18 protein-coding genes are annotated in these 21,589 nt (G+C 68.3%); 12 read left to right on the top strand and 6 right to left on the bottom strand.

Annotated elements, in window-relative coordinates; translation table 11 throughout:
- The first annotated feature begins 29 nt into the window (after nt 1-29).
- From pdxH to ACIG5A_RS16830, 4 genes are all read left to right on the top strand, one after another.
- Nucleotides 30-758: a pyridoxamine 5'-phosphate oxidase gene (gene pdxH, locus ACIG5A_RS16815; RefSeq protein ID WP_397241109.1), complete on the top strand. Its 729-nt coding sequence runs from the start codon at nt 30-32 to the stop codon at nt 756-758.
- Nucleotides 759-804: 46 nt separating this feature from the next.
- Entirely contained in the window at nt 805-2,124 is a 1,320-nt protein-coding gene (locus tag ACIG5A_RS16820; RefSeq protein WP_397241110.1) for an MFS transporter, read from the top strand.
- 220 nt (nt 2,125-2,344) lie between these two features.
- Nucleotides 2,345-3,658, top strand: a complete 1,314-nt coding sequence (locus ACIG5A_RS16825) for a citrate synthase (protein ID WP_397241111.1) — start codon at nt 2,345-2,347, stop codon at nt 3,656-3,658.
- A 36-nt stretch (nt 3,659-3,694) separates the two neighbouring features.
- Nucleotides 3,695-4,054 (top strand): FKBP-type peptidyl-prolyl cis-trans isomerase, encoded by a 360-nt coding sequence (locus tag ACIG5A_RS16830; RefSeq protein WP_397241112.1) that lies wholly within the window; start codon nt 3,695-3,697, stop codon nt 4,052-4,054.
- Between the two features lie 127 nt (nt 4,055-4,181).
- Here ACIG5A_RS16830 and ACIG5A_RS16835 read toward each other — a convergent pair whose 3' ends face one another.
- From ACIG5A_RS16835 to ACIG5A_RS16855, 5 genes are all read right to left on the bottom strand, one after another.
- The gene (locus ACIG5A_RS16835) at nt 4,182-5,351 is read right to left on the bottom strand and encodes a hypothetical protein (protein WP_397241113.1); all 1,170 of its coding nucleotides are present in this window, start codon (nt 5,349-5,351) and stop codon (nt 4,182-4,184) included.
- An 84-nt stretch (nt 5,352-5,435) separates the two neighbouring features.
- Nucleotides 5,436-6,800 (bottom strand): sensor histidine kinase, encoded by a 1,365-nt coding sequence (locus ACIG5A_RS16840; RefSeq protein WP_397241114.1) that lies wholly within the window; start codon nt 6,798-6,800, stop codon nt 5,436-5,438.
- Entirely contained in the window at nt 6,797-7,513 is a 717-nt protein-coding gene (locus ACIG5A_RS16845) for a response regulator transcription factor (RefSeq protein WP_397241115.1), read from the bottom strand. The genes ACIG5A_RS16840 and ACIG5A_RS16845 overlap by 4 nt, the downstream gene beginning before the upstream one ends.
- A 71-nt stretch (nt 7,514-7,584) precedes the next feature.
- Entirely contained in the window at nt 7,585-7,971 is a 387-nt protein-coding gene (locus tag ACIG5A_RS16850; RefSeq protein WP_397241116.1) for a hemophore-related protein, read from the bottom strand.
- A gap of 116 nt (nt 7,972-8,087) precedes the next feature.
- Nucleotides 8,088-10,121, bottom strand: coding sequence for an AMP-binding protein (locus ACIG5A_RS16855; protein WP_397241117.1), 2,034 nt, complete (start codon nt 10,119-10,121; stop codon nt 8,088-8,090).
- Nucleotides 10,122-10,613: 492 nt separating this feature from the next.
- On the opposite strand from ACIG5A_RS16855, the gene ACIG5A_RS16860 reads away from it, so the two are divergent.
- The 6 genes from ACIG5A_RS16860 to ACIG5A_RS16885 all read left to right on the top strand — a co-directional run bounded on the left by ACIG5A_RS16860 (nt 10,614) and on the right by ACIG5A_RS16885 (nt 18,459).
- Nucleotides 10,614-14,177: an ATP-binding protein gene (locus ACIG5A_RS16860; protein WP_397241118.1), complete on the top strand. Its 3,564-nt coding sequence runs from the start codon at nt 10,614-10,616 to the stop codon at nt 14,175-14,177.
- Nucleotides 14,174-14,587 carry a roadblock/LC7 domain-containing protein gene (locus ACIG5A_RS16865; protein ID WP_011207200.1) on the top strand — a complete coding sequence of 138 codons (414 nt, stop codon included), beginning with the start codon at nt 14,174-14,176 and terminating at the stop codon, nt 14,585-14,587. Before ACIG5A_RS16860 ends, ACIG5A_RS16865 begins: the two co-directional genes overlap by 4 nt.
- Nucleotides 14,588-14,594: 7 nt before the next feature.
- Entirely contained in the window at nt 14,595-14,969 is a 375-nt protein-coding gene (locus ACIG5A_RS16870; protein ID WP_014981573.1) for a DUF742 domain-containing protein, read from the top strand.
- Nucleotides 14,950-15,552 (top strand): ATP/GTP-binding protein, encoded by a 603-nt coding sequence (locus ACIG5A_RS16875; protein WP_174867263.1) that lies wholly within the window; start codon nt 14,950-14,952, stop codon nt 15,550-15,552. Before ACIG5A_RS16870 ends, ACIG5A_RS16875 begins: the two co-directional genes overlap by 20 nt.
- A 1-nt stretch (nt 15,553) precedes the next feature.
- Nucleotides 15,554-17,101 carry a carboxyl transferase domain-containing protein gene (locus ACIG5A_RS16880; protein WP_397241119.1) on the top strand — a complete coding sequence of 516 codons (1,548 nt, stop codon included), beginning with the start codon at nt 15,554-15,556 and terminating at the stop codon, nt 17,099-17,101.
- A gap of 503 nt (nt 17,102-17,604) precedes the next feature.
- Nucleotides 17,605-18,459, top strand: coding sequence for an aldo/keto reductase (locus tag ACIG5A_RS16885; RefSeq protein ID WP_397241120.1), 855 nt, complete (start codon nt 17,605-17,607; stop codon nt 18,457-18,459).
- 65 nt (nt 18,460-18,524) lie between these two features.
- Here ACIG5A_RS16885 and ACIG5A_RS16890 read toward each other — a convergent pair whose 3' ends face one another.
- On the bottom strand, nt 18,525-19,628 hold the full coding sequence (locus tag ACIG5A_RS16890) for an NAD(P)-binding domain-containing protein (protein WP_397241121.1): 1,104 nt from the start codon (nt 19,626-19,628) through the stop codon (nt 18,525-18,527).
- 90 nt (nt 19,629-19,718) lie between these two features.
- Here ACIG5A_RS16890 and ACIG5A_RS16895 point away from each other — a divergent pair, with 90 nt between their 5' ends.
- Complete coding sequence (locus ACIG5A_RS16895; protein WP_397241122.1) at nt 19,719-20,444, top strand: enoyl-CoA hydratase; 726 nt, start codon at nt 19,719-19,721, stop codon at nt 20,442-20,444.
- On the top strand, nt 20,444-21,586 hold the full coding sequence (locus ACIG5A_RS16900; protein ID WP_397241826.1) for an MBL fold metallo-hydrolase: 1,143 nt from the start codon (nt 20,444-20,446) through the stop codon (nt 21,584-21,586). The genes ACIG5A_RS16895 and ACIG5A_RS16900 overlap by 1 nt, the downstream gene beginning before the upstream one ends.
- Nucleotides 21,587-21,589 lie beyond the last annotated feature (3 nt).

The following is a 21,589-nucleotide window of genomic DNA, read 5'->3' on the forward strand; positions in this document are numbered from 1 at the left end:
CCTTGCTACCGCGGAGTAACGTTTGCCCCATGCGTGACCTGGACAATTCACCTGCCGGTCAGGAAACCGCCGACCCGGCTTTCAGCACCGATCTCGCCGCCATGCGGGCCGACTATGCCGGCAATCCGTTCGGCAACGGTGAGGACACCGACCTGGACGAGGCATGGCTGGCCGGCGGTTGGGAACCGTTGCTACGCCACTGGATCGAGCAGGCGACCGCCGTCGGTGTCGCCGAGCCCAACGCCATGGTGGTGGCCACCGTGTCACTGGCGAGCGGAACGCCGCGCCCGGTGGCGCGCACCGTGCTGTGCAAGGGGCTCTCACCCGACGGTGTGACCTTCTACACCAACTACGACTCGGCCAAGGGGACCCAGCTGGCCGCGGTGCCGTTCGCGGCGGCCACCTTCGTCTGGCCCGCGCTCGGCAGGCAGGTGCATCTGCGCGGCCCGGTCGAGGAGGTGCCGCTGGAGACCACCACCCTGTACTGGCGCTCCCGGCCGCGGGATTCACAGCTCGGCGCCTGGGCCTCGCAGCAGTCGCGGCCGATCGGCTCGCGCGCCGAACTGGACCGGATGCTCGCCGAGACCACCGCGCAGTTCGCCGAGGTCGACGAGATTCCGGTGCCGCCGCACTGGGGCGGCTACCTGCTGCGCCCGGACGAGGTGGAGTTCTGGCAGGGCCGCCGCGGCAGGCTGCACAACCGGATCAGGGTGCGCATCGATGGTGCGACGATGAAGGCCGAACGCCTGCAGCCCTGAGAATTCGCGCTCGATTCATAGGATGTAACTGGATACGCTGCTGCCGGTGAGACTGCTCGCCGACGTGACCCCGCTGCGCCACCCGCACTACCGGCGCCTGTGGACCTCAGGGATCGTCACCATGATCGGGGCGCAGCTCTCGGTCGTCGCGGTACCGCAGCAGATCTACGAGATCACCGGCAGCTCCGGCTATGTCGGGCTGGCCGGGCTGTTCGGGCTGGTGCCGCTGATCGTGTTCGGCCTGTGGGGCGGCGCGCTCGCCGACGTGATGGACCGGCGCAAACTGCTGCTGATCACCAGCGCGGGCACCGGTCTCACCGCGCTGGCGTTCTGGGTGCAGGCGGCCGCAGGCATCGGCAATGCGTGGCTGGTGCTCTGCCTGCTCGCGGTGCAGCAGGCGTTCTTCGCCGTGAACAATCCCACACGCAGCGCGACCATTCCCCGGCTGCTGCCGGAAGATCAACTGGTCGCGGCCAATTCGCTCAGCATGACGGTCTTCCAGGTCGGCGCCATCGCGGGGCCGATGCTCGCCGGTGTACTGATTCCGGTCATCGGCCTGCCGACGCTCTATCTCCTCGATGCCATCGCCCTGCTCGCGACGCTGTGGGCGGTGTGGCGGCTGCCTGCGCTGCCGCCGACCGGCACGGCGCGCAAGGCGGGCCTGCGCACGGTGCTCGACGGCTTCGCCTACCTGGCGACCCAGCGAATCCTGCTCGCCTCCTTCGCCGTCGACGTGATCGCCATGGTGTTCGGCTTCCCGAGGGCGCTGTTCCCGCAGATCGCGCACGAGACCTTCGGCGATCCGGCCACCGGCGGTTTCGCGCTCGGCCTGCTGTTCGCCTCGATGTCGGCGGGCGCGGTGCTCGGCGGGGTGTTCTCCGGCTGGATACCGCGCATTCGCCGCCAAGGTCTCGCCGTGCTGATCTGCATCACACTGTGGGGCCTTGCGATGGTCGGTTTCGGGCTCGCCGTCGGCCGCACCGGACACGGCCTCGGGCTCGGCGCCGGGCTCTGGATCGCGTTCGCCTGCTCGGCCTTCGGCGGCGCGGTCGACATGATCTCGGCGGCGCTGCGGGTGACCATGTTGCAGCAGGTGGCCACCGACGAGATGCGCGGCAGGCTGCAGGGCGTGTTCATCGTGGTTGTCGCAGGTGGGCCGCGTCTCGGTGATGTTGCCCACGGTTTCGCGGCGGCGAGCCTGGGTACTGCTGTTGCTGCGGCCGGAGGCGGTGTACTCGTGGTGATCGGCGTGGCGCTCGCGGCGCTCGCTTTCCCCATGTTCGTGCGCTACACAGTGGGCCGCGCACGTGCCGAAATGGTTCCCCGCGGCGCGAGCGTTGCGCCCGGAGGAGGCAGCGGAGCGTAACCACGGAGGGCGCCGGGAGTGCCGCAAATCAGACACAGTGATCACGGCGATACCGACAACAAGGACGGAGGGCCTCACCCGAGGTGAGACCGGATTGTGAGCCGGCCGAGGGCTACCCTCCGTGCCAGACCGTGTCGGTGAACATCTACCGTTGAGTACAAGTGCGTCGACCGCTGACCGCGTGCGATGCCTACGGTTCTAGCCTGAGAGGGATCCTTCCGTGCCCGCTGAGAACATCACGAACGTCGACGACGACGCCAAGCCGGTACTCACCTACCCCGGCGGCGAGTTCCCCATGACGGTCACCAAGGCCGCCGAGGGCAACGACGGGATCGAGCTCGGGAAGCTGCTGGCCAGCACCGGCTACGTCACGTACGACCCCGGCTTCATGAACACAGCGCCGACCAAGTCCGCCATTACCTACATTGATGGCGAAGCGGGCATCCTGCGCTACCGCGGCTACCCGATCGATCAGCTCGCGGGCACCTCGACCTTCATCGAGGTCAGCTACCTGCTGATCTACGGCGAGCTGCCGACCCAGGCCCAGCTCGACGACTTCACCGACCGGATCCGCAGGCACACGCTGCTGCACGAGGATCTGAAGCGCTTCTTCGACGGCTTCCCGCGCAACGCGCACCCGATGCCGGTGCTCTCCAGCGCCGTGAACGCGCTGTCCGCGTACTACCAGGACTCGCTCGACCCGCGCGATCCGGAGCAGGTCGAGCTATCGACCATCCGACTACTGGCGAAGCTGCCGACCATCGCGGCCTACTCGTACAAGAAGTCGGTCGGCCAGCCCTTCCTCTACCCGGACAACTCGCTGTCGCTGGTGGAGAACTTCCTGCGGATGACCTTCGGCTTCCCGGCCGAGCCCTACGAGGTCGACCCCGAGGTCGCCGCGGCGCTCGACATGCTGCTCATCCTGCACGCCGATCACGAGCAGAACTGCTCCACCTCGACCGTGCGCCTGGTCGGCTCCTCGGACGCCAACCTGTTCACCTCGGTCTCCGGCGGCATCAACGCGCTGTGGGGCCCGCTGCACGGCGGCGCCAACCAGGCCGTGCTCGAGATGCTCGACGACATCAAGGCCAGCGGTGGCGATGTCAAGGAGTTCATCCGCAAGGTCAAGAACAAGGAAGACGGTGTGAAGCTCATGGGCTTCGGGCACCGCGTCTACCGCAACTACGACCCGCGCGCGTCCATCGCCAAGAAGCACGCCGACGCCATCCTGCACAAGCTCGGCGGTGACGACCAGCTCTTCGATATCGCCCAGGCGCTCGAAGAGGCCGCGCTCACCGACGAGTACTTCATCGAGCGCCGCCTGTACCCGAACGTCGACTTCTACACCGGCGTCATCTACCGGGCCATGGGCTTCCCGACCCGCATGTTCACCGTGCTCTTCGCGATGGGCAGGCTCCCGGGCTGGATCGCGCACTGGCGTGAAATGCACAGCGAGCCGCTGAAGATCGGCCGTCCGCGCCAGATCTACACCGGTTACGGCGCGCGCGATTACCGCGAAATCAACAACCGCTGATCCACCAACCATCCACCTATCGAAGGGGATAGCCGAATGACCAAGCCGCAGATCGATTTTCAGGACGGGCCAGCGCCCACCGAACTGGTGATCAAGGACCTCACCGTCGGCGAGGGCAAGGAAGCCGTGCCTGGCGGCACTGTCGAGGTGCACTACGTCGGTGTCGAATTCGATTCCGGTGAGCAGTTCGACTCGTCGTGGGATCGCGGCGAATCCATCACCTTCCCGCTGCGCGGCCTGATCCAGGGCTGGCAGGACGGCATCCCCGGGATGAAGGTCGGCGGTCGTCGTCAGCTGACCATCCCGCCGAAGCTGGCCTACGGCGAGGCCGGTGGCGGTCACCACCTGTCCGGCAAGACCCTGGTCTTCGTGATCGACCTGCTGAACGCGAATTGATTTCGCAGCGCCTTCGGCGCCGCGAACGGCGCTCGTAAGACGAGCACCGTGCGGGGCTGGGTGCGTCAGAAGTGTGTAGCAATGGCCTGTGTTTCATTAGTGGACACAGGCCATTGCTGTATCTCCGCTACTCGCGGACGATCTCGACCGGATCCGTCAGCGCCATGGCGAGCGCGGCCTGCGAGGCGGGACCGCGCGAGGGCGGCAGCGTCGCAAGCGCTTTGTCGGTCTGCGTGCTCAGATTGCTGACGATCGACTGCAATTGGGTGACGCCCGCGGTGAGCTGGCTGATGGCGCTGATCAATTGGGCGCCGCCCTGATCGGCAAGCGCGGGCAGGCCCTCGGCGAGCTTGGCGCCCTGCTGCAATTGCGCACTGGCGCCGACCAATCGGTCGACGAAGGTGCGCAGCAGCGTGCCGAGATCGGTATTCGGATCGACCGCACCGCCGACCAGTTCGCCGACGCCGGTGAGCTGGGCACCCGCCTGGCCCGAAACATTGCGCAGCGCTTCGAGTTTGGTGATGATGTCGGCCACCGTCGGGTCACCGGCGAAGGGCAGGCCGCGCAGCAGCGGCAGGATCTGGTCGAGGCCGCCGCTGACCGCGCCCGCCGTCTGCGAGACCTGGGCGATGGTGATGCCGGTGGTGCCGAGCGCGTCCGCCAGCTGATTCGCCTGCGCGGCCGCGCCACTGACGGTCGAGTTGAGCATCGCGATCGCCGAAGTCAGTTGCGCCGAGCCCTCTTTGGCGAAGTTCAGGAAGCCGAGCAGCTGATCGGCGCCGGAGCTGAACTGGTCGGCGCCCGAAGCCGCCGCCTGCACGCCGACGTTGAGCAGCTGGGCGGTGAACTGCACCGAGGACATCTGCGAGCGCGCCTGCGCCACCGCGGTGAGCGCGGCGTCGACGCCGGTGGCGCCGATCCGGTGGCTCACCTCGGTCACCGCGCCGTTGACCAGGTCCTTGTCGGCGCCTTTGTGGGTGGCGACGGATACCTTGGCCCTGCGCGGTTCGGCGGTGGCCAGCGTGGTCATCGAATCGGTCAGATCGGCGGGCAGGGTGATCACCGCCGCGTAGTCGTCGATATCGGCCTCGCCCGGTTTGGCCTCGGCCCATTCGTAGCCGCCCGCCTCCTGCAGTGCCTTGATGACCCGGGCGCCGGTCGGCCCCTTGTCGGCGTTGACGAGTGCGATGCCGGACGGCACATCCGCCGACCGCCCGCACGCGACGATGCCCGCGGCGATCGTCCCCACGGTCACGAGAACGGCCAGTAGTCCCCATCGGGTGCGTTTCGCTGTCACCCCAGCAGACCCTAGGGGTCCGAATTAATCCCTCGCCCGGTATTTCTCTGAGAGTTCGGTAAGGCGAGAGTTCGATAAAACGTGCTACCCGCGCGCGGGCAGGCGCAATACCAGCCGGACGCCGCCGAGCGTGCCGTCGTCGAAATAGGCGCGGCCGCCGTGCAACTGGGCCTGCTGCGCGACGAGCGCGAGCCCGAGCCCGGAGCCGCCCTTGCTGGCCTGGCTGCCGCGGAAGAACCGGTCGAACACCGCCTCCCGCTCGGCGGGCGGTATGCCGCGGCCGTTGTCATCGATGGCGATGACGATCTGCCCGTCCGCCGCGCGATGCGCGGAAACCAGTGCCAGAGTGGCCCTTCCGTGCTTCACCGAATTAGTCAGCGCGTTGTCCACGGCCAGCCGCAGCCCGGCGGGCAGGCCGCGGGTCACCAGCTCGGCATCGGAGTCGATGCGCACCTTCAGGCCGGGGAAATGCCGCATGGCATCGTGGGCGGCCTGGTCGCACAGGTCGCCGACATCGGTGGCCACGTGATCGCGCTCGTTGGTGAGATCGCCGGTGGCCAGCCGCTCCAGCGCCGCCAGGGTGGTCTCCACCCGGCCCTGGCTGCGCTGCAGATCGGTCAGGATCTCGGTGCGCTGGGATTCGTCGAGGTCGAGGGTGCGCAGCACTTCCAGGTCGGTGCGCATGGCGGTGAGCGGTGTGCGCAGCTCGTGCGCGGAGACGGCGGCGAAATCGCGCGCGGTCTCCAGCGCGGCGGCGGTCTCGGTCTGTGCCTCGTCGACCCGCGCGAGCATGGTGTTCACCGCCTCGGCCAGCTTCTCCGCCTCGCGCACCCCGGAACCGTCCACCGGCGCCTGTGGATCGTCCTGATTCGGGAATCCGCTGCGCGCGCCGACCTGGCGGGTGAGATCGACGATCGGGCGCACCGCGCGCCCGGCGAACAGCCAGCCGAGCGCGGCCGAGGCGGCGATGGCGATCAGCGCGCCCGCCAGCACCCAGCGCCGCTGCTGCGCGGTCGCGCGGGCCGCCTCGGCGGTGGGGATGCCCAGCGAAACCGTCCGTCCCGCAGGCTGATTCTCGGTGGTGCTGAGCACGCGGTAGGGGGTGCCGCCCACGTCGACGGTGTGGAAACCCAGTGCGGTGTCCGGCAATTGGATCGGGCTGCTCGCCACCACCTTGCCGCTGTCGCGCACGGTGACAACGATGTCGTTGTTCAGCCCGGTCAAGCTGACCAGCCCGACCGCGATCACCGGTTCGATCAGCACCAGCCGCGAAGCCAGCGTGAGCTGCTGATCGCTCTGCTGCACATTGTTGCGCTCGATCGCCTGAATGCTGATGGCGCTCAACAGCGTCGCGATGATGACCGCCCCGGCCGCCGCCGCCCCCGCCACCCTGGTGCGCAGCGAAAAGGTCCGGCGCCGACGGATTTTCGCCGGGGCGGCCTTGTTCATTTAGGGGCTCGCAGCACGAAGCCGACGCCGCGGATGGTGTGCAGCAGCCGCGGCGTGCCCGCCACCTCCAGCTTGCGCCGCAGATAGCCGACGAAGACGTCGACCACATTGGTATCGGCGGCGAAGTCGTAGCCCCACACCAGTTCCAGCAGCCGCTCGCGGCTGAGGACGACGCCGACATTGCGGGCCAGCGTGGACAGCAGCTCGAATTCCCTTTTGGTGAGCTCGATTTCGCGTCCGTGCAGCAGCGCGCGGTAACCGGCGACATCGACCTCGAGCGGTCCGACGGTGATCGCGCCCGGCGTCGCGGGTGCCGGCACATCGGATTTGCGGCGCAGCAGCGCCCTGATCCGCGCCACCAGTTCGGCGAGGACGAACGGCTTCACCAGATAGTCGTCGGCCCCCGATTCCAGTCCGGCGATCCGATCGTCGACCGAGGCGCGTGCGCTGAGCACGCAGATCGGCACCTCGTTGCCCATGGCGCGCAGCGCGGTCACCACGCCCGCACCGTCGAGCACCGGCATGTTCATATCGAGCACGATCGCATCCGGCGCGTGCTCGTTCACGCTGCGCAGCGCCGCCGCGCCGTCCCTGGCGACAAGCACCTGGAAGCCGGACAGCCGCAACCCGCGCTCGACCGAGGCGAGCACATCCTCGTCATCGTCGACAACAAGGACGGTGGGGGGAGAGGTCCGCTCACTCACGCCGTTCATTGTGCCTGGGAGGTGAACCTCGGCCGGGGAAGCGAGGCATTCCCCGGCCATCGGCGCGCTCATCGTCGCTGTCAGTAGTTATGGCAGGATTCGGCCACCGCGCGGATGGTCGCCTGCAGGCCGTTGGCGCGCGGATCGTTCTCGGCGTCCTTCGCGGCACCCGGGTTGGCGTCGATCGCCGCCTGGAGTTCGGCACGCCGCTGCTCCACCGGCTGATCGAACTTGCGCTGCAGCTCGGCCTTCTGGCTCGGGTTCGAGTCGAGCATCGAGGCCAGCTGCGGCGCCTTGTCGTGCAGTGCGGCGTCGACCTGCGCGAAGGTACATGTCGAATCGAGCAGCGGCCCGGCCAGGCCCATCGGGTCGGCGGACGCGATGGCCGGGCTCAGGAATACGGTGCCGACGGCGAGTCCGCCGACGGCGAGTGCGGCGAAGCCTGCCCGAGTGCGCAGACGCTTCATGGTGCCTCCAAGATCATCGAGGGGGGATGGAGAAGTCCACTCGACGCTATGGGTAAGGACTGGCAGCCGGTTGAACCGGGATTGAGAAAACTCTGAGGGCGCAATCGAATTCGGGTCTAGGGGTGCGCCGGATCCACGGGCAGTCGTTCCAGGTCGGCCTCGAGGTTGCGCGGCGGGCTGGTGAGGATCTGGTCGGCGAGCGCGACGAGCACCGCGGGATCCTCGATGGTCGATGGCATGTCGTAGGGTTCGCCCGCGGTGATCTGCCGGATCGTCCTGCGCAGGATCTTGCCGGATCTGGTCTTGGGCAGCGCGGCCACGATCACGGCATCGTGCAGCGTGGCGATCGCGCCGATCTGTTCGCGCACCCGGGTGATCAGTTCGTTGCGTAGCTGTGCCGGATCGATCTCCACGCCGGACTTGAGCACCACGTACGCGATCGGCCGCTGGCCCTTGAGCTCGTCCGGCAGCCCGATCACCGCGCATTCGGCGACGGCCTCGTGCCCGGCGATGGCGGCCTCGATGCTGCCAGCGGACAGCCGGTGCCCGGCCATGTTGATCACGTCGTCGCTGCGGCCGAGGACATAGAGGTAGCCCTCGTCGTCGAAGTAGCCCGAGTCGCCGGTGACGTAGTGGCCGGGGAAGGCGGACAAATAGGAGCGGACCATGCGCTCGTCATCGCGCCACAACCCGGTCAGCGTGCCGGGCGGCATCGGCAGCCCGACCACGATATTGCCCTCGGTGCCCGGCGCGACCGCGTTGCCCTCGGCATCCAATACCCGCAGGTGGAAGCCGGGGACCGGGACCGAGGCCGAGCCGGCCTTGATCGGAAGCTGTTGCAGCCCGAGCAGGTTGGCGCAGATCGGCCAGCCGGTTTCGGTCTGCCACCAGTGGTCGACCACCGGGCAGTCCGGTCGGTCGGCCAGCAGCACGTCGGTGGCCCATTCATAGGTGGCCGGATCGAGCCGCTCGCCCGCGCAGAACAGCGCGCGCAGGCCGGACAGATCGTGGCTGTGCGCCAGCGCGGCGTTGGGGTCGGCCTTGCGGATGGCGCGCAGCGCGGTCGGCGCGGTGAACAGCACCCGCACGTTGTGCTCGGCCGCCACCCGCCAGTACGCGCCCGCGTCCGGCGTGCCGACCGGCTTGCCCTCGTAGAGCAGCGTGGTCGCCCCGACGAGCAGCGGCGCGTAGACGATATAGGAGTGCCCGACCACCCAGCCGACATCGGAGGCGGCCCAGAACACCTGGCCGGGACCGACGTCGTAGATATTGCGCATGGACCAGGTGAGGGCAACCGCATGTCCGCCGTTGTCCCGTACTACGCCTTTGGGTTTCCCGGTGGTGCCGGAGGTGTAGAGGATATAGAGCGGATCGGTCGCGGCGACCGATACCGGATCGGCGGGTGCGGCGCCGCGCACCGCGTCGTCCCAGTCGAGCCACTGGGCCGCGACGGTCTGTGCCGAACTCGGCAGCGACTCGGTCGCCTCCTGCGGCGCGGGGAACGGGATGGTCGGGAACTGCGGCCGCTGTTTGACGATCACCGTGCGAGGCGCGGTGCTCTCCGCGATATCCAACGCCTGCAGGACGATTGGCGGGTATTCGATCTTGCGGTTCGGTTCCAGGCCGCCGGATGCGGTGATGATGAGCACAGGCTCGGCGTCGTCGATGCGCGCCGCGAGCTCCGGTGCGGCGAAGCCGCCGAAGACCACCGAGTGCACCGCGCCGATGCGCGCGCAGGCCAGCATCGCGATCACCGCTTCGGGGATCATCGGCAGGTAGATGATGACGCGATCGCCCTGTGAGACACCGAGCCGGACCATCGCCCCGGCGAACGTGGCTACCTCCGCGAGCAGTTCGGCGTAGGTGAAAACGCCTCTGGTGTCGGTCATAGCGGAGTCGTATATTAAGGCGGGCTGATCAGCTCGGCCCCCCTCATCGCCAGTGTCGCCGTACACATGTCGGTCGAGGGCGTTGAAGGAGGTATTGAGGCGAGCGTCGGGGAACCATCTGGCCACCGGGCGAGCGGTGGTGTCGACGATCTGGGTTGGTGGCACATCCCAATCGATCGCCTCAGCCGCGCCGGTCCAGAACTCCGCGGGATCGACCAAGCTGGTCTGATAGACCGGCCGATACTCGTGCCTTCCGTTCAACTCCCGGACTCCCTAGCCTCGCCTCGATGCCCGCCTCGATAGATCAGGATGATTGTGGCAGACTTCACGCGACGCCCGGGTGGGTGCCGCGACCTTTGGTTTTGCCTGGAACGGGCAGGTCAAGGGGGGCAAGCTTACTCGAAGTCACCCAAGAAGTTATTGATCCGTTAGAATCTGATGTCACTTATTTCGGCCGTCGTAGACGCAATTTCTCGGCCTGCAGCAGTTCTCGGCCAGCTCCGCCTGTCGAGCCAGCATGCGATTGTGGAGGTTCGCTGATGGCGCGTGGTTGGGGCCAGTTTGGAAAGTGAGTGGGAGATGCGTGACGCCGCAAGGTCCGGCAGAAAGCGCTGGGCGCTCGGCAACTGGGACCTGCGCTGGAAGGTTACGGCGGTCCTCGCTGTACCGCTGGCGGTCGCGGTGGGGCTTGGGGTGTCGAGGATTTCGTCCGAGTTCGCAGACGCGAACCGGTTGGAAAGAGCCTCGGTCAATGTGAGCACGATCCCGGCCGTCACGGCGCTCAGCGCCAACATGGCGACCGTGGCCGGTTCGCAGATGATCTCGTTGCTGCCAGGCGTTTCCGTGGTGACCGACCAGAACCTGGCGGACCTGGACAAGGCGATCGGCAACGCTGAGAAGTCAATTGACCAGTTGGACGGCGTGCCGAATTCCCGGCGCACCTTCGACGGCATGATCACCCAGGCCAAGGCCATTCGCCAGCAGGGCAAAGCGGCCTCGACGCAGCCACCCGCCGAGATCATCAAGGTGATCGACAGCGTCCGCAGCGACAGTGTGCGCATCGTGGAAGACGTTGTCGCGCAGGTCAGTGACGCCGGGGTCGACGCGGCCAAGCTGCGCCTGGTCGACTCGCTGAACACCCGCGCCACGCTCGTCGGCGAACTCGGCGCGTTCCCCGAGGTGCTGCGCAATCCGCAGACCGGCGTGCAGGGCTTCCTCATCGCGGCCAACACCGAGCGCTCACTGCTCAACGTGCTCGCGCACCGCTTCTCCGACGGCGATCCGTCCATCGCCGACCTACGTGTCGGTGTCGACACCAGGTCGTCGCTGGTCAGCAGCCCGCAGGCGCAGGCGGGCCAGATTCCCGTCGGTGATCTGAAGAACTCGCTCACCGCGAGCCTCGCGGTCTACGAACGCGTGGTGGCCAAGGCGACCAAGGACATCGACAACGCGATGGACACCCTGGTGTCCAGGGCCAACCGCGACGCGTGGACCTACACCGCGGTCGTCGTCGCCACCATCCTCGCCGCGCTGCTGCTCGCGGTCTTCGTCGCGCGCTCGATGATCGTGCCGCTGCACCGCCTTCGCCTCGCCGCGCTGCGGGTCGCCGAGAGCGATCTGCCGCACGAGGTCGCCCAGCTGCGCAACGGTGCGTCGCCGGAGGACGTGCCGCTGGAGCCGATGCCGGTGCGCAGCACCGAGGAGATCGGCCAGCTGGCCCGCGCCGTCGACGACATCCACGGCCAGGCACTGCGTTTGGCCAGCGACCAGGCGCAGATGCGTTCGCAGGTCAACGATATGTTCGAGACGCTGGCCCGCCGCTCCAAGTCGCTCGTCGACCATCAGCTCAGCCTCATCGAGGCGATGGAGTACGACGAGAAGGATCCGCGCCTGCTGGAGAACCTGTTCCGGCTGGACCACCTCGCCGCCCGCATGCGCCGTAACGGCGACAACCTGCTGATTCTGGCAGGCACCAGGCAGCGCCGCGCCAAGTCCGCCCCGGTCGAGATCGCCGACGTGCTGCGCGCCGCGATCTCCGAGGTCGAGGACTACGAGCGGGTGAAACTCGGTGCCACCCCGCGCGGTTCGCTCGTCGAGCCCGCCGCCTCCGATATGGCGCACCTGTTCGCCGAGCTGCTCGACAACGCGCTGCGCGCCTCGCCGCCGGAGACCGACGTCAAGTTCACCTTCGCGCAGGCACACGATCAGGGCATGCTGATCGAGGTCGCCGACCGCGGCATCGGTATGCCGCCGTCGGAGATGGCCGAGATCAACCGGCGGCTCGAGCAGACCGCCGAGCCGGGCCCGGATACCGCAAGGCACATGGGTCTTTTCGTGGTCGGCAGGCTCGCCGAGCGGCACGGTCTCACCGTGCGGCTGCGGCCGACCTTCGATACGGCGCGCGATCCCGGCGTGACCGTCACCGTGCACGTGCCCGGCGGGCTCATCGTCGCGGGCAAGGGCCCCGCGATCCAGCCGACGCAGGCTTCGCCCGCGGTGCCGCAGCGTTCGGCGCCGAACTCGATGCAGATGCGTGCGATCACGCGGACGCCGGGTGGCAATGTGATGGTCACCGTCGATCCCGGTGTGAGCGGCCCGATTCCGGTGCAGAGTCCGGCGCCGAGCGGTCCGGTCGCCGCGGGACCTGGTGGTCTGCCGCAGCGCTCGCCCGGTTCGTCGATGGCCGCCGGGCTTCGTTCGGACCAGGCGCAATCCAGCCCGACCCTGCGTCCGGCCCCCGGCCAGGCGTCGAATACGCCGCAGCGTGGCAAGCTCGCCGCGGCCAATCTGCCCAAGCGCAATGCCGGGCCGGGCGGCCCGCCGCGCCAGCCGGGCGGCGCCGAGCCGACGGTGCTCGGCAGCGCGGTGCCACCGCCGCCGCCCCGCGATTCGAATTCCGGTGAGCTGCCACAGCGTCCGACGCCGAGCATCAGCGGTGGTCTGCCCCAGCGGCAGCCCGGCGCGAACGGGGTGAACGGCACGCCGCCGCAGCGCGACGCGGCGGCGCCGGGTGGCCTGCCGCAACGTGAGCCCGGCGCGGGCGGCCTGCCGCAGCGTCAGCCGGGCACGAACGGTGTGCCGCAGCGTGATTCCGGTCCCACCGGCCTGCCGCAGCGCGAGCCGGGTGCCGGTGGTCTGCCGCAGCGCCAGCCCGCCGCACAGAACGATCTACCGCAGCGTGACGCCGGATCGAGTGGTCTGCCCCAGCGTGAGCCCGGTGCGAACGGCCTGCCGCAGCGCGCTGCCGGTGGTCTGCCGCAGCGCGATCCCGCGGCGGGTGGCCTGCCCAAGCGTGAGCCGGGTGCCGGTGGCTTGCCGCAACGCGAGAGCGCCGCCGGTGGCCTGCCCAAGCGTGAGCCCGGTGCCGGTGGTCTGCCGCAGCGGGATTCGGCCTCGGGTGGTCTGCCCAAGCGCCATGCCGCACCGAGCGATCTGCCGCAGCGTGACGCCGCGCCGGGTGGTCTGCCGCAGCGTGACGCCGCGCCGGGTGGTCTGCCGCAGCGTGACGCCGCGCCGGGTGGTCTGCCGCAGCGGGAACCGACCGCCAACGGTGTGCCGCAGCGTGATTCCGGCGCGAGTGGGCTGCCGCAGCGTGAGCCGGGATCGAGTGGCCTGCCCCAGCGTGAGCCCGGTGCGGGTGGCCTGCCACAACGGCACGCCGCGGCGAACCTGCCGCAGCGCGATCCGGCGCCGAACGGTCTGCCGCAGCGGCAGCCGGGCACCCAGGTGCCGCCGGGCCTGCCGCAGCGTGAGCCGGGTGCGAGCGCACTGCCGCGGCGTGAGTCCGCCCCCGGAATCGGTCTGCCGCAACGGGAACCGAGCGCACCCGCCGCCAGCGGCGAGCAACCCTCGGTCGAGCTCGGCGATGCCACACCGCGAGATCCCGGCAAGCACAGCTTCCGGTCCAACCCGCAGAAGGCCGCCTCGTTCTTCCAGACCCGCCTACAGCCCGCCGTCGACACCGACGGTGCCGCGATGGGCACGCCGATCTTCCAGGAGATGATGTCGGCCTGGCTGTCGGATCCGAACCAGGACCGGTCCCAGGTGGCCCACTCCTTCGAATCACCGGGTGATGAAGGTTGGCAGGCCGCACGCCGGGCCAGCGAGGCGCAACCGGAAACAAGGACGGCCGCGGGGTTGCCGCAACGCAATCCAGGTGGTCGACTCGTACCCGGCGCCGTGAACGGGGCCGTGGACCGAACACCGCAACGAGACCCCGAAACCATCAGGTCCAGCTTGAGTCGTCACCAGCAAGGCGTCCGGGATGGCCGCGCAATGAGAGCAATGAACCTAACCGGAGATAAAGGAGACCGATGAACCCCGATCTAGGTGGTACGAATCGTCAGCTGGATTGGCTGGTTTCGAACTTCGCCAACGAGGTTCCTGGCGTAGCCCATGCCGTCCTGGTCTCGGCTGACGGACTACTCATGGCCGCGAGCGCACAGCTTCCTGTCGATCGCGCCGAACAGCTTTCCGCGGTGACCGCTGGCCTTGCCAGCCTCTCGGTGGGTGTCTCGAACCTGTTCGAGGGCGGCACCGTGTTGCAGTCGGTCGTCGAAATGGAGCACGGCTACCTGCTACTGATGGCAGTCGGCGACGGCTCCTACCTTGCTGTGCTGACCAATACGTCCTGTGACATCGGTCAGGTCGGATACGAAATGGCTTTGTTGGTCGAGCGTGTGGGCCAGACAGTGCAGGCCACGCCACGCGTCACGATGGGTTCCTGATGGTGGGATGGACATAGAAGATCACCGCGTGGGGAGCGCCGAGCCGAGTCTCGTCCGCCCGTACTCATTGACTGCGGGCCGTACCAGGCCCGCGGTCGAGTTGGCGTTGGAGGCGCTCGTCGCATCGCATCCGGTCGCCCTGGAGCGGCAGTTCGAACTGACCAACATCGAGACGTCAATCGTGGAGTTGTGCAGAGAATCGCCGTCCGTTGCCGAAGTAGCCGCCCGCCTTGGCATCCCCATCGGGGTGGCGCGCGTGCTCGTGGCCGACCTGATCGAGGCCGGGCACGTACGCGTTTCGGCGACATTGAAAGACGATTCCAGCGACGATGAACGTCGCGAGCTGATCGAAAGGGTTCTCAGTGGACTCCGGCGTATTTGATTCGACGGCGCAGGTGGACACCCGCACCAGCAAGCCGACTTCGGCGAAGATCGTGGTCGCCGGTGGTTTCGGTGTCGGCAAGACCACGTTGGTCGGTGCTGTCTCGGAGATCGTTCCGCTGCGCACCGAGGCATTGGTGACCAATGCCAGTACCGGAATCGACAATCTGACCGGCATTCCGATGAAGTCCACCACCACCGTGGCCATGGACTTCGGCCGGATCAGCCTCGCCGACGATCTGGTGCTGTACCTGTTCGGTACGCCGGGCCAGTACCGATTCTGGTTCATGTGGGACGACCTGATCCGCGGCGCCATCGGCGCGGTCGTACTGGTCGACACCCGCAGGCTGGAGGACAGTTTCGCGGCCGTCGACTACTTCGAGGCGCGCAACCTACCCTTCTTGGTGGCGCTCAACGAGTTCGACGACGCGCCCCGCTACCCGATCGAGGACATCCGCCAGGCACTCGCCGTGCCTGCGGATGTGCCGATCCTGTCGATCGACGCCAGGCGGCGTGAGCCCGCCAAGCAGGCGTTGGTCGCGCTCACCGAGTACGCCCTGCGCAAGGTCATGCAGGGATACTGATTTGGCAACTGCCGGCGGGCAGCAACGTACCTACAGGGCGCGAATCTCCGCGCGGGAGTTGATCACTCAGCTCCTCGACCCGGAGTCCTTTGTAGGCTGGGATCGGCCACCCGTGGAGGTGGCCGCTTCTCCGCAATACCGTGCGGAACTGCGCAGAGCGGCCGCGGCGGCAGGTACCGACGAGGCGGTGCTGACCGGGGAGGGACAGCTGCGTGGTCGTCGTGTCGTCGTTATCGCCTGTGAGTTCGGCTTTCTCGCCGGCTCCATCGGCGTTGCCGCGGCGGAACGCATCGTGGCCGCCGTCGAGCGGGCGACCGCGCTTCGCCTGCCGCTGATCGCCTCACCCACCTCCGGCGGTACCCGCATGCAGGAGGGCACCGTCGCGTTCATGCAGATGGTGAAGATCGCGGGCGCGGTGGCCGCGCACAAATCCGCGGGCAATCCGTATCTGGTGTACCTGCGCGAGCCGACCATGGGCGGCGTCTTCGCGTCCTGGGGTTCGTTGGGGCACATGACCTTTGCCCAGCCCGGCGCGATGATCGGCTTCCTCGGTCCGCGCGTGTACGAGGCGCTGTACGGCAAGCCGTTTCCACCCGGCGTGCAGACGGCCGAGAACCTCTACCGCAAGGGTGTGATCGACGGCGTGGTGCCGATCTCGGTGTTCCGCCGGATCGCGCATCGGGCGCTGAGCGTGCTCAGCGGCATGCCGGAATTCGTTGTGCCCGACTCACCCTGGGATGAGGCCGATTCGACGATCGCGAATGCCGATGGTGCCGTTGATGTTCCGGCGTGGGAGTCGGTGCTGATCTCGCGGCATCCCAATCGTCCCGGCATTCGCGAGCTGCTTCGCCATGTGACGCAACGGGTTCCGTTGAGTGGGACCGGACAGGGCGAGTCGGACCGGACCGTGGTGCACGCGCTGGCACGGTTCCGCGGCCAGCCGTGCGTGGTGTTCGGGCACGACCGCTCCGGCCAGCAGGGCGAACACACGATGGGCCCGGCCGCGCTGCGTGAGGCGCGGCGCGCGATGGCGCTTGCTCAGGAGTTGCGGCTGCCGCTGGTGCTGGTGATCGACACCGTCGGCGCCGCGCTGACGAAGGAGGCCGAGGAGCGCGGTCTGGCCCCCGAAATCGCCCGCTGCATCGCCGATTTGGTGACTTTGGACACTCCGACGGTCTCGGTGCTGCTCGGCCAGGGCACCGGCGGCGGCGCGCTCGCCCTGCTCCCCGCCGACCGCGTCCTGGCCGCCACCCACGCCTGGCTTGCCCCGCTGCCGCCGGAGGGCGCGAGCGCCATCGTCTACCGCGACACCGAGCACGCCCCCGAACTCGCGGCCTCCCAACGAGTCCGGGCCGCCGACCTGCACACCGACGGCATCGTCGACCGCATAGTCCCCGAACTCCCCAACGCCGCAACCGAACCCATCGACTTCGCCCGCCGCATGGTCGCCGCGATCGCCGACGAACTCGCCTACCTCCACGCCTTCACCCCCCAAGAACTCCACACCCTCCGCCGATCCCGCTACCGCCGCCTAGGCCTCCCCTCCTGACCCTCTCCCGTCGAGCGCAGTGAAATGGCCCTCCGACACTCCGTGAACAGCGGCCATTCGACTGCGCTCGACGGTTGGCTGTGTACGGGCTTGACTGCCTCGGTGGCCACTAGCTGGAAAGGGCTCGGCGGCAACGGGTTCACCCGGGCAGTGCTGGGCACGTCGCCTGCCGTACCCGGCTTGGAAGTCGGGTCAAGTGCATGTGCTGGGCTTCCAGCCCGGTCATCTGGCTGTGGTGCCGTTCTCGAGATCAAATCCCGCGAGCGTAGTCAGATGGTGGTGTGACACGCCGTGTGCGATCACTATCTGACTACGCTCGGTCGACTGGGATCGGCGTCGTCGGCACACGCCGCGTGTCTCTGCGCTCGAGGGTGCCGCTGGGTGTTCGGGGGTCCGTGGCTCATGGGCGGTGAGGTTGGGCAGACTGGACGGTCTGGAAAACTGGTGGTCAACACGCCAGGGGGTTCGTTGACGGTTCGGCGTGGCGCTCTTACGGTCGGGTGGTGACCTTCAGAAGCGAGACCTGCGCAGTTCCGTCCATCGTGCTGAGCGACGGGCACGTCATCCCGCAGCTCGGCTTCGGCGTGTTCCAGGTGCCGGCCGACGATGTGGTTCCGGTTGTCACCGCCGCGCTCGATGCCGGGTATCGCAGCATCGACACGGCGGCGATCTACGGCAACGAGGAGGGCACCGGGCGGGCCATCCGCGAGTTCGGGCTGCCGCGCGACCAGGTCTACGTCACCACCAAGGTGTGGAACGCCGACCAGGGCTTCGATGCCACGCTGCGCGCCTTCGACGCGAGCATGGCCAAGCTCGGCCTGGACTACCTGGATCTTTACCTGATCCACTGGCCCGTGGCCGTCGCGGACAGGTACGTCGACACCTTCCGCGCGCTGCAGGCGCTGAAGGCGCAGGGGCGGGTCCGCTCGATCGGGGTCTCGAACTTCACCGTCGCCAATCTGCAGCGGGTGATCGCCGAGACCGGCGAGATCCCGGTGGTCAACCAGATCGAGCTGCATCCGCGGCTGGCCCAGCGCGAGCTACGCGAGTTCCACGCCGCGAACGCCATCGCGACGGAGGCGTGGAGCCCGCTCGGTCAGGGCACGCTGCTGGAGGACAAGACCATCGCGGCCATCGCCAAGCAGGTTGGCCGTACGCCGGCGCAGGTGATCATCCGCTGGCATCTGCAGCTCGGCAATATCGTCATCCCGAAGTCGGTGACCCCGTCCCGCATCGTCGCCAACTTCGACGTCTTCGGCTTCGAGCTCACCCAGGAGCAGATGGACGCCGTCAACGCGCTGGACAACGGCGGCCGCATCGGCCCCGACCCCGACGATTTCACCGTCGGCGGTGTTTGATTTGCGCCGCCTGCGGCGCCGCCAACGGTCGCTGGTAAGACTCGCTCCTGACGGAGGGCTTGGGGCTATTTCCCCAGGTAGGTAGTCAGTTCCACGGCGGCGGCGCGGCCTGCGCGGTTCGCGCCGATGGTGCTCGCGGAGGGGCCGTAGCCGATCAGGTGGACGCGCGGGTCGACCGCGACCTGGGTGGCCAGGCGCCCGGTCATCGTGATGCCGCCACCCGGTCCGCGCAGCCGCAGCGGCGCCAGGTGATCGAGGGCGCTGCGGAATCCGGTGGCCCACAGGATGACGTCCGCCCGCTGGAACGAGCCGTCGGCCCAGCGCACGCCGTCCGGTTCGATCCGCTGGAACATCGGTAGTCGCTCGAGCGCGCCGCGCGCCTTGGCCGCGCGCAGCCGGTCGTCGAGCCGCAGCCCGGTCACCGAAACCACCGAACCGGGCGGCAGGCCGCGCCGCACCCGGTCCTCCACCACCGCGACCGCCTCCCGGCCCATCTCCTCGCCGAAGGTGCCGTCGCGGAAGCGCGGCGGGGTGCGCGTCACCCAGGTGGTCGTGGTGATCTGGGAGATCTCGTCGAGCAGCTGCACCGCCGAGATGCCGCCGCCGACAACCACCACGTGCTTGCCCGCGAACTCGTCGGGACTGTGGTAGTCGTGCGTGTGCAGCTGGCGTCCCGCGAAGGTCTCCGCGCCGGGATACCGTGGGATGAACGGGTGCTCCCAGGTGCCGGTGCCGTTGATCAGGCCGCGCACGCGAATCGTTCCGGCGGAATCGGTTTCGACGTTGAGCACCGAGCCGCGGCCGTCGCAGCGGTTGCCGTCGGCGTCGCGATCACAGACCACGGTCACCGAAACCTGTCTTCGCACACGCAGATCGAAGCGCTTCTCGTACAGCTCGTAGTAGTGCGGCACCGCCGTCGCGGCGGGCGCGGTGGCGGCGTCCGGCGGCAATGTCTCCGCGAACGACATGCCCGGCAGGTCGTGTACCCGGTTCACCGTGGTGAGGGTCAGCGACGGCCAGCGGAATTGCCAGGCACCGCCCGGTCCGGGGGAGTGATCGACGATGAGGAAGTCGTGTTCGGGGCGCAATCCGAGGCGTTGCAGGTGATAACCGGCCGACAGCCCTGCCTGACCAGCGCCGATCACCAATATGTCCAAGTCAGTCGGCACAGCCGGTGATCGTATCGCCTTCAATGGTCTACGCCGTCAACTGTGGCAGAGTTGAACGTAACCAATGGAATCGTCAATTGGGGAGGATGCATGCTCGGAGTTAGCCGAGATGGTGACGTCGTCACCATCGAACTACAGCGCGAGGAGCGCCGTAACGCGCTCAACAGCGATCTCGTCGCCGCGTTGCGCGAAGCGGTGCTCGATGCGTCCCAGACGGCGCGGGTCATCGTGCTCACCGGGCGCGGGCCGATCTTCAGTGCGGGCGCCGACCTGAACGGCGTCTACTCGGACGACTTCCTCAACGGCCTGATGGATATGTTGCACACCGTCGAATCCATTCCGGTGCCGGTGATTTCCGCGATCAACGGCGGCGCGCTCGGCGCCGGTGTGCAGCTGGCGCTCGCCTCGGATCTGAGGGTGATCGCCCCGGACGCCTACGTCGCGATTCCGGCCGCGAAGCTCGGCATCACGGTGGACCGCTGGACCGTGCGCAGGCTGGTCTCGCTGATCGGCGGCGGCCCGGCCCGCACCATTCTGCTCGGCGCGGAGCCGGTGTCGGCGGCCGATGCCTACGCCTTCGGATTCGCCAACAAGCTCGGCACCTTGGCCGACGCGCAGGCCTGGGCCAAGTCGATCGCCCAGCTCGCGCCGCTGTCGCTGCGCCACATGAAGCTGGTGTTCAACGATGACGGCACCCGCGATCCGGATACCGTGCAGCAGCGCGCGGCCCTGGAGGCGGCGTGGACCAGCGCGGATGCCCAGGAGGGCAGGCTGGCCAGGCAGGAAAAGCGACCGGCCAAGTTTGTGGGGCGATGATGACACTGAAACGTATCGTCGGATTCGCCGCCGGCGCGATCGGGATCACCTGGGTGGTGCGGGCCGCGTGGGGGATTCCCTCCGCGATCGGCGCGTCGATGTCGGCCATCCAGCCGCGCGCGACCGGTGCGGTGAGCTACCGCGACCGGCAGTTCCACAACACCGAGCCGAGCACCCAGATCGTCGCGGGATCGGCTGTGTCGCTGCTCTATTCGATGCTGACGCGGCGCAACGCAGGTCATCCGCGCGGGGTGATTCCGCTGTATCCGCCGTCGGCGCCGGTGGACGCGGCCGATCTCGCGGTCACCTGGTACGGCCACGCCACCACGCTCATCGAGGTGGACGGCTACCGGATTCTCACCGATCCGGTGTGGAGCGAACGGGTTTCGCCGTCGACGCTGGTCGGGCCTGCCCGCCTGCATCCGGTGCCCGCGCCGCTGTCCGAGCTGCCGCAAGTGGACGCCGTGCTGATTTCGCACGACCACTACGACCATCTGGACAAGGAGACCGTCCGGGAGCTGCTGCAGCGGCAGACGGCGCCGTTCCTGGTCCCGATCGGTATCGGCGCGCATCTGCGGCACTGGGGTGTGCCCGATAGCCGGATCGTCGAATTGGATTGGGGTGCTTCGATTTCGCTGTCCGAGCTGGATCGGATGCGGAACGGCACCGACCTGACGATCACCTGTGCGGAGGCGAGGCACTTCTCCGGTCGCGGCCTGGTGCGCAACACCACGCTGTGGGCCTCCTGGTCCATCGCGGGCCCGACCCGGCGGGTCTACTTCGGCGGCGACACCGGCTATACGAAGGCGTTCGCGCAGGCGGGTGCGGCACTCGGCCCGTTCGACCTGACACTGCTGCCGATCGGCGCCTACGACGCGCGGTGGCCGGATGTGCACATGAATCCGGAGGAGGCGGTGCGCGCACACGCCGATCTGTGCCTAGGCGACGCCGGTTCCGGCATCCTGGTGCCCATCCACTGGGCCACCTTCAACCTGGCCTTCCACGGCTGGTCGGAGCCGGTACGGCGGATGGTCGCCGCGGCACGGGCGGCCGGTACCGAGGTAGCCGTCCCGATGCCGGGGCAGCGTCTGGACCCCAATGGCGTCCCACCACGGGATTCCTGGTGGGAAGATGTGGGATGACAA

This window comes from Nocardia sp. NPDC052566, assembly GCF_044547285.1.
Lineage (GTDB): Bacteria > Actinomycetota > Actinomycetes > Mycobacteriales > Mycobacteriaceae > Nocardia.

Coding starts and splice junctions, on each gene's coding strand:
- ACIG5A_RS16900 (WP_397241826.1), top strand. CDS start 20,444: ATGACACTGAAACGTATCGTCGGATTCGCCGCCGGCGCGATCGGGATC.
- ACIG5A_RS16845 (WP_397241115.1), bottom strand. CDS start 7,513: ATGAACGGCGTGAGTGAGCGGACCTCTCCCCCCACCGTCCTTGTTGTC.
- ACIG5A_RS16870 (WP_014981573.1), top strand. CDS start 14,595: ATGGACATAGAAGATCACCGCGTGGGGAGCGCCGAGCCGAGTCTCGTC.
- ACIG5A_RS16830 (WP_397241112.1), top strand. CDS start 3,695: ATGACCAAGCCGCAGATCGATTTTCAGGACGGGCCAGCGCCCACCGAA.
- ACIG5A_RS16850 (WP_397241116.1), bottom strand. CDS start 7,971: ATGAAGCGTCTGCGCACTCGGGCAGGCTTCGCCGCACTCGCCGTCGGC.
- ACIG5A_RS16865 (WP_011207200.1), top strand. CDS start 14,174: ATGAACCCCGATCTAGGTGGTACGAATCGTCAGCTGGATTGGCTGGTT.
- ACIG5A_RS16895 (WP_397241122.1), top strand. CDS start 19,719: ATGCTCGGAGTTAGCCGAGATGGTGACGTCGTCACCATCGAACTACAG.
- pdxH (WP_397241109.1), top strand. CDS start 30: ATGCGTGACCTGGACAATTCACCTGCCGGTCAGGAAACCGCCGACCCG.
- ACIG5A_RS16840 (WP_397241114.1), bottom strand. CDS start 6,800: ATGAACAAGGCCGCCCCGGCGAAAATCCGTCGGCGCCGGACCTTTTCG.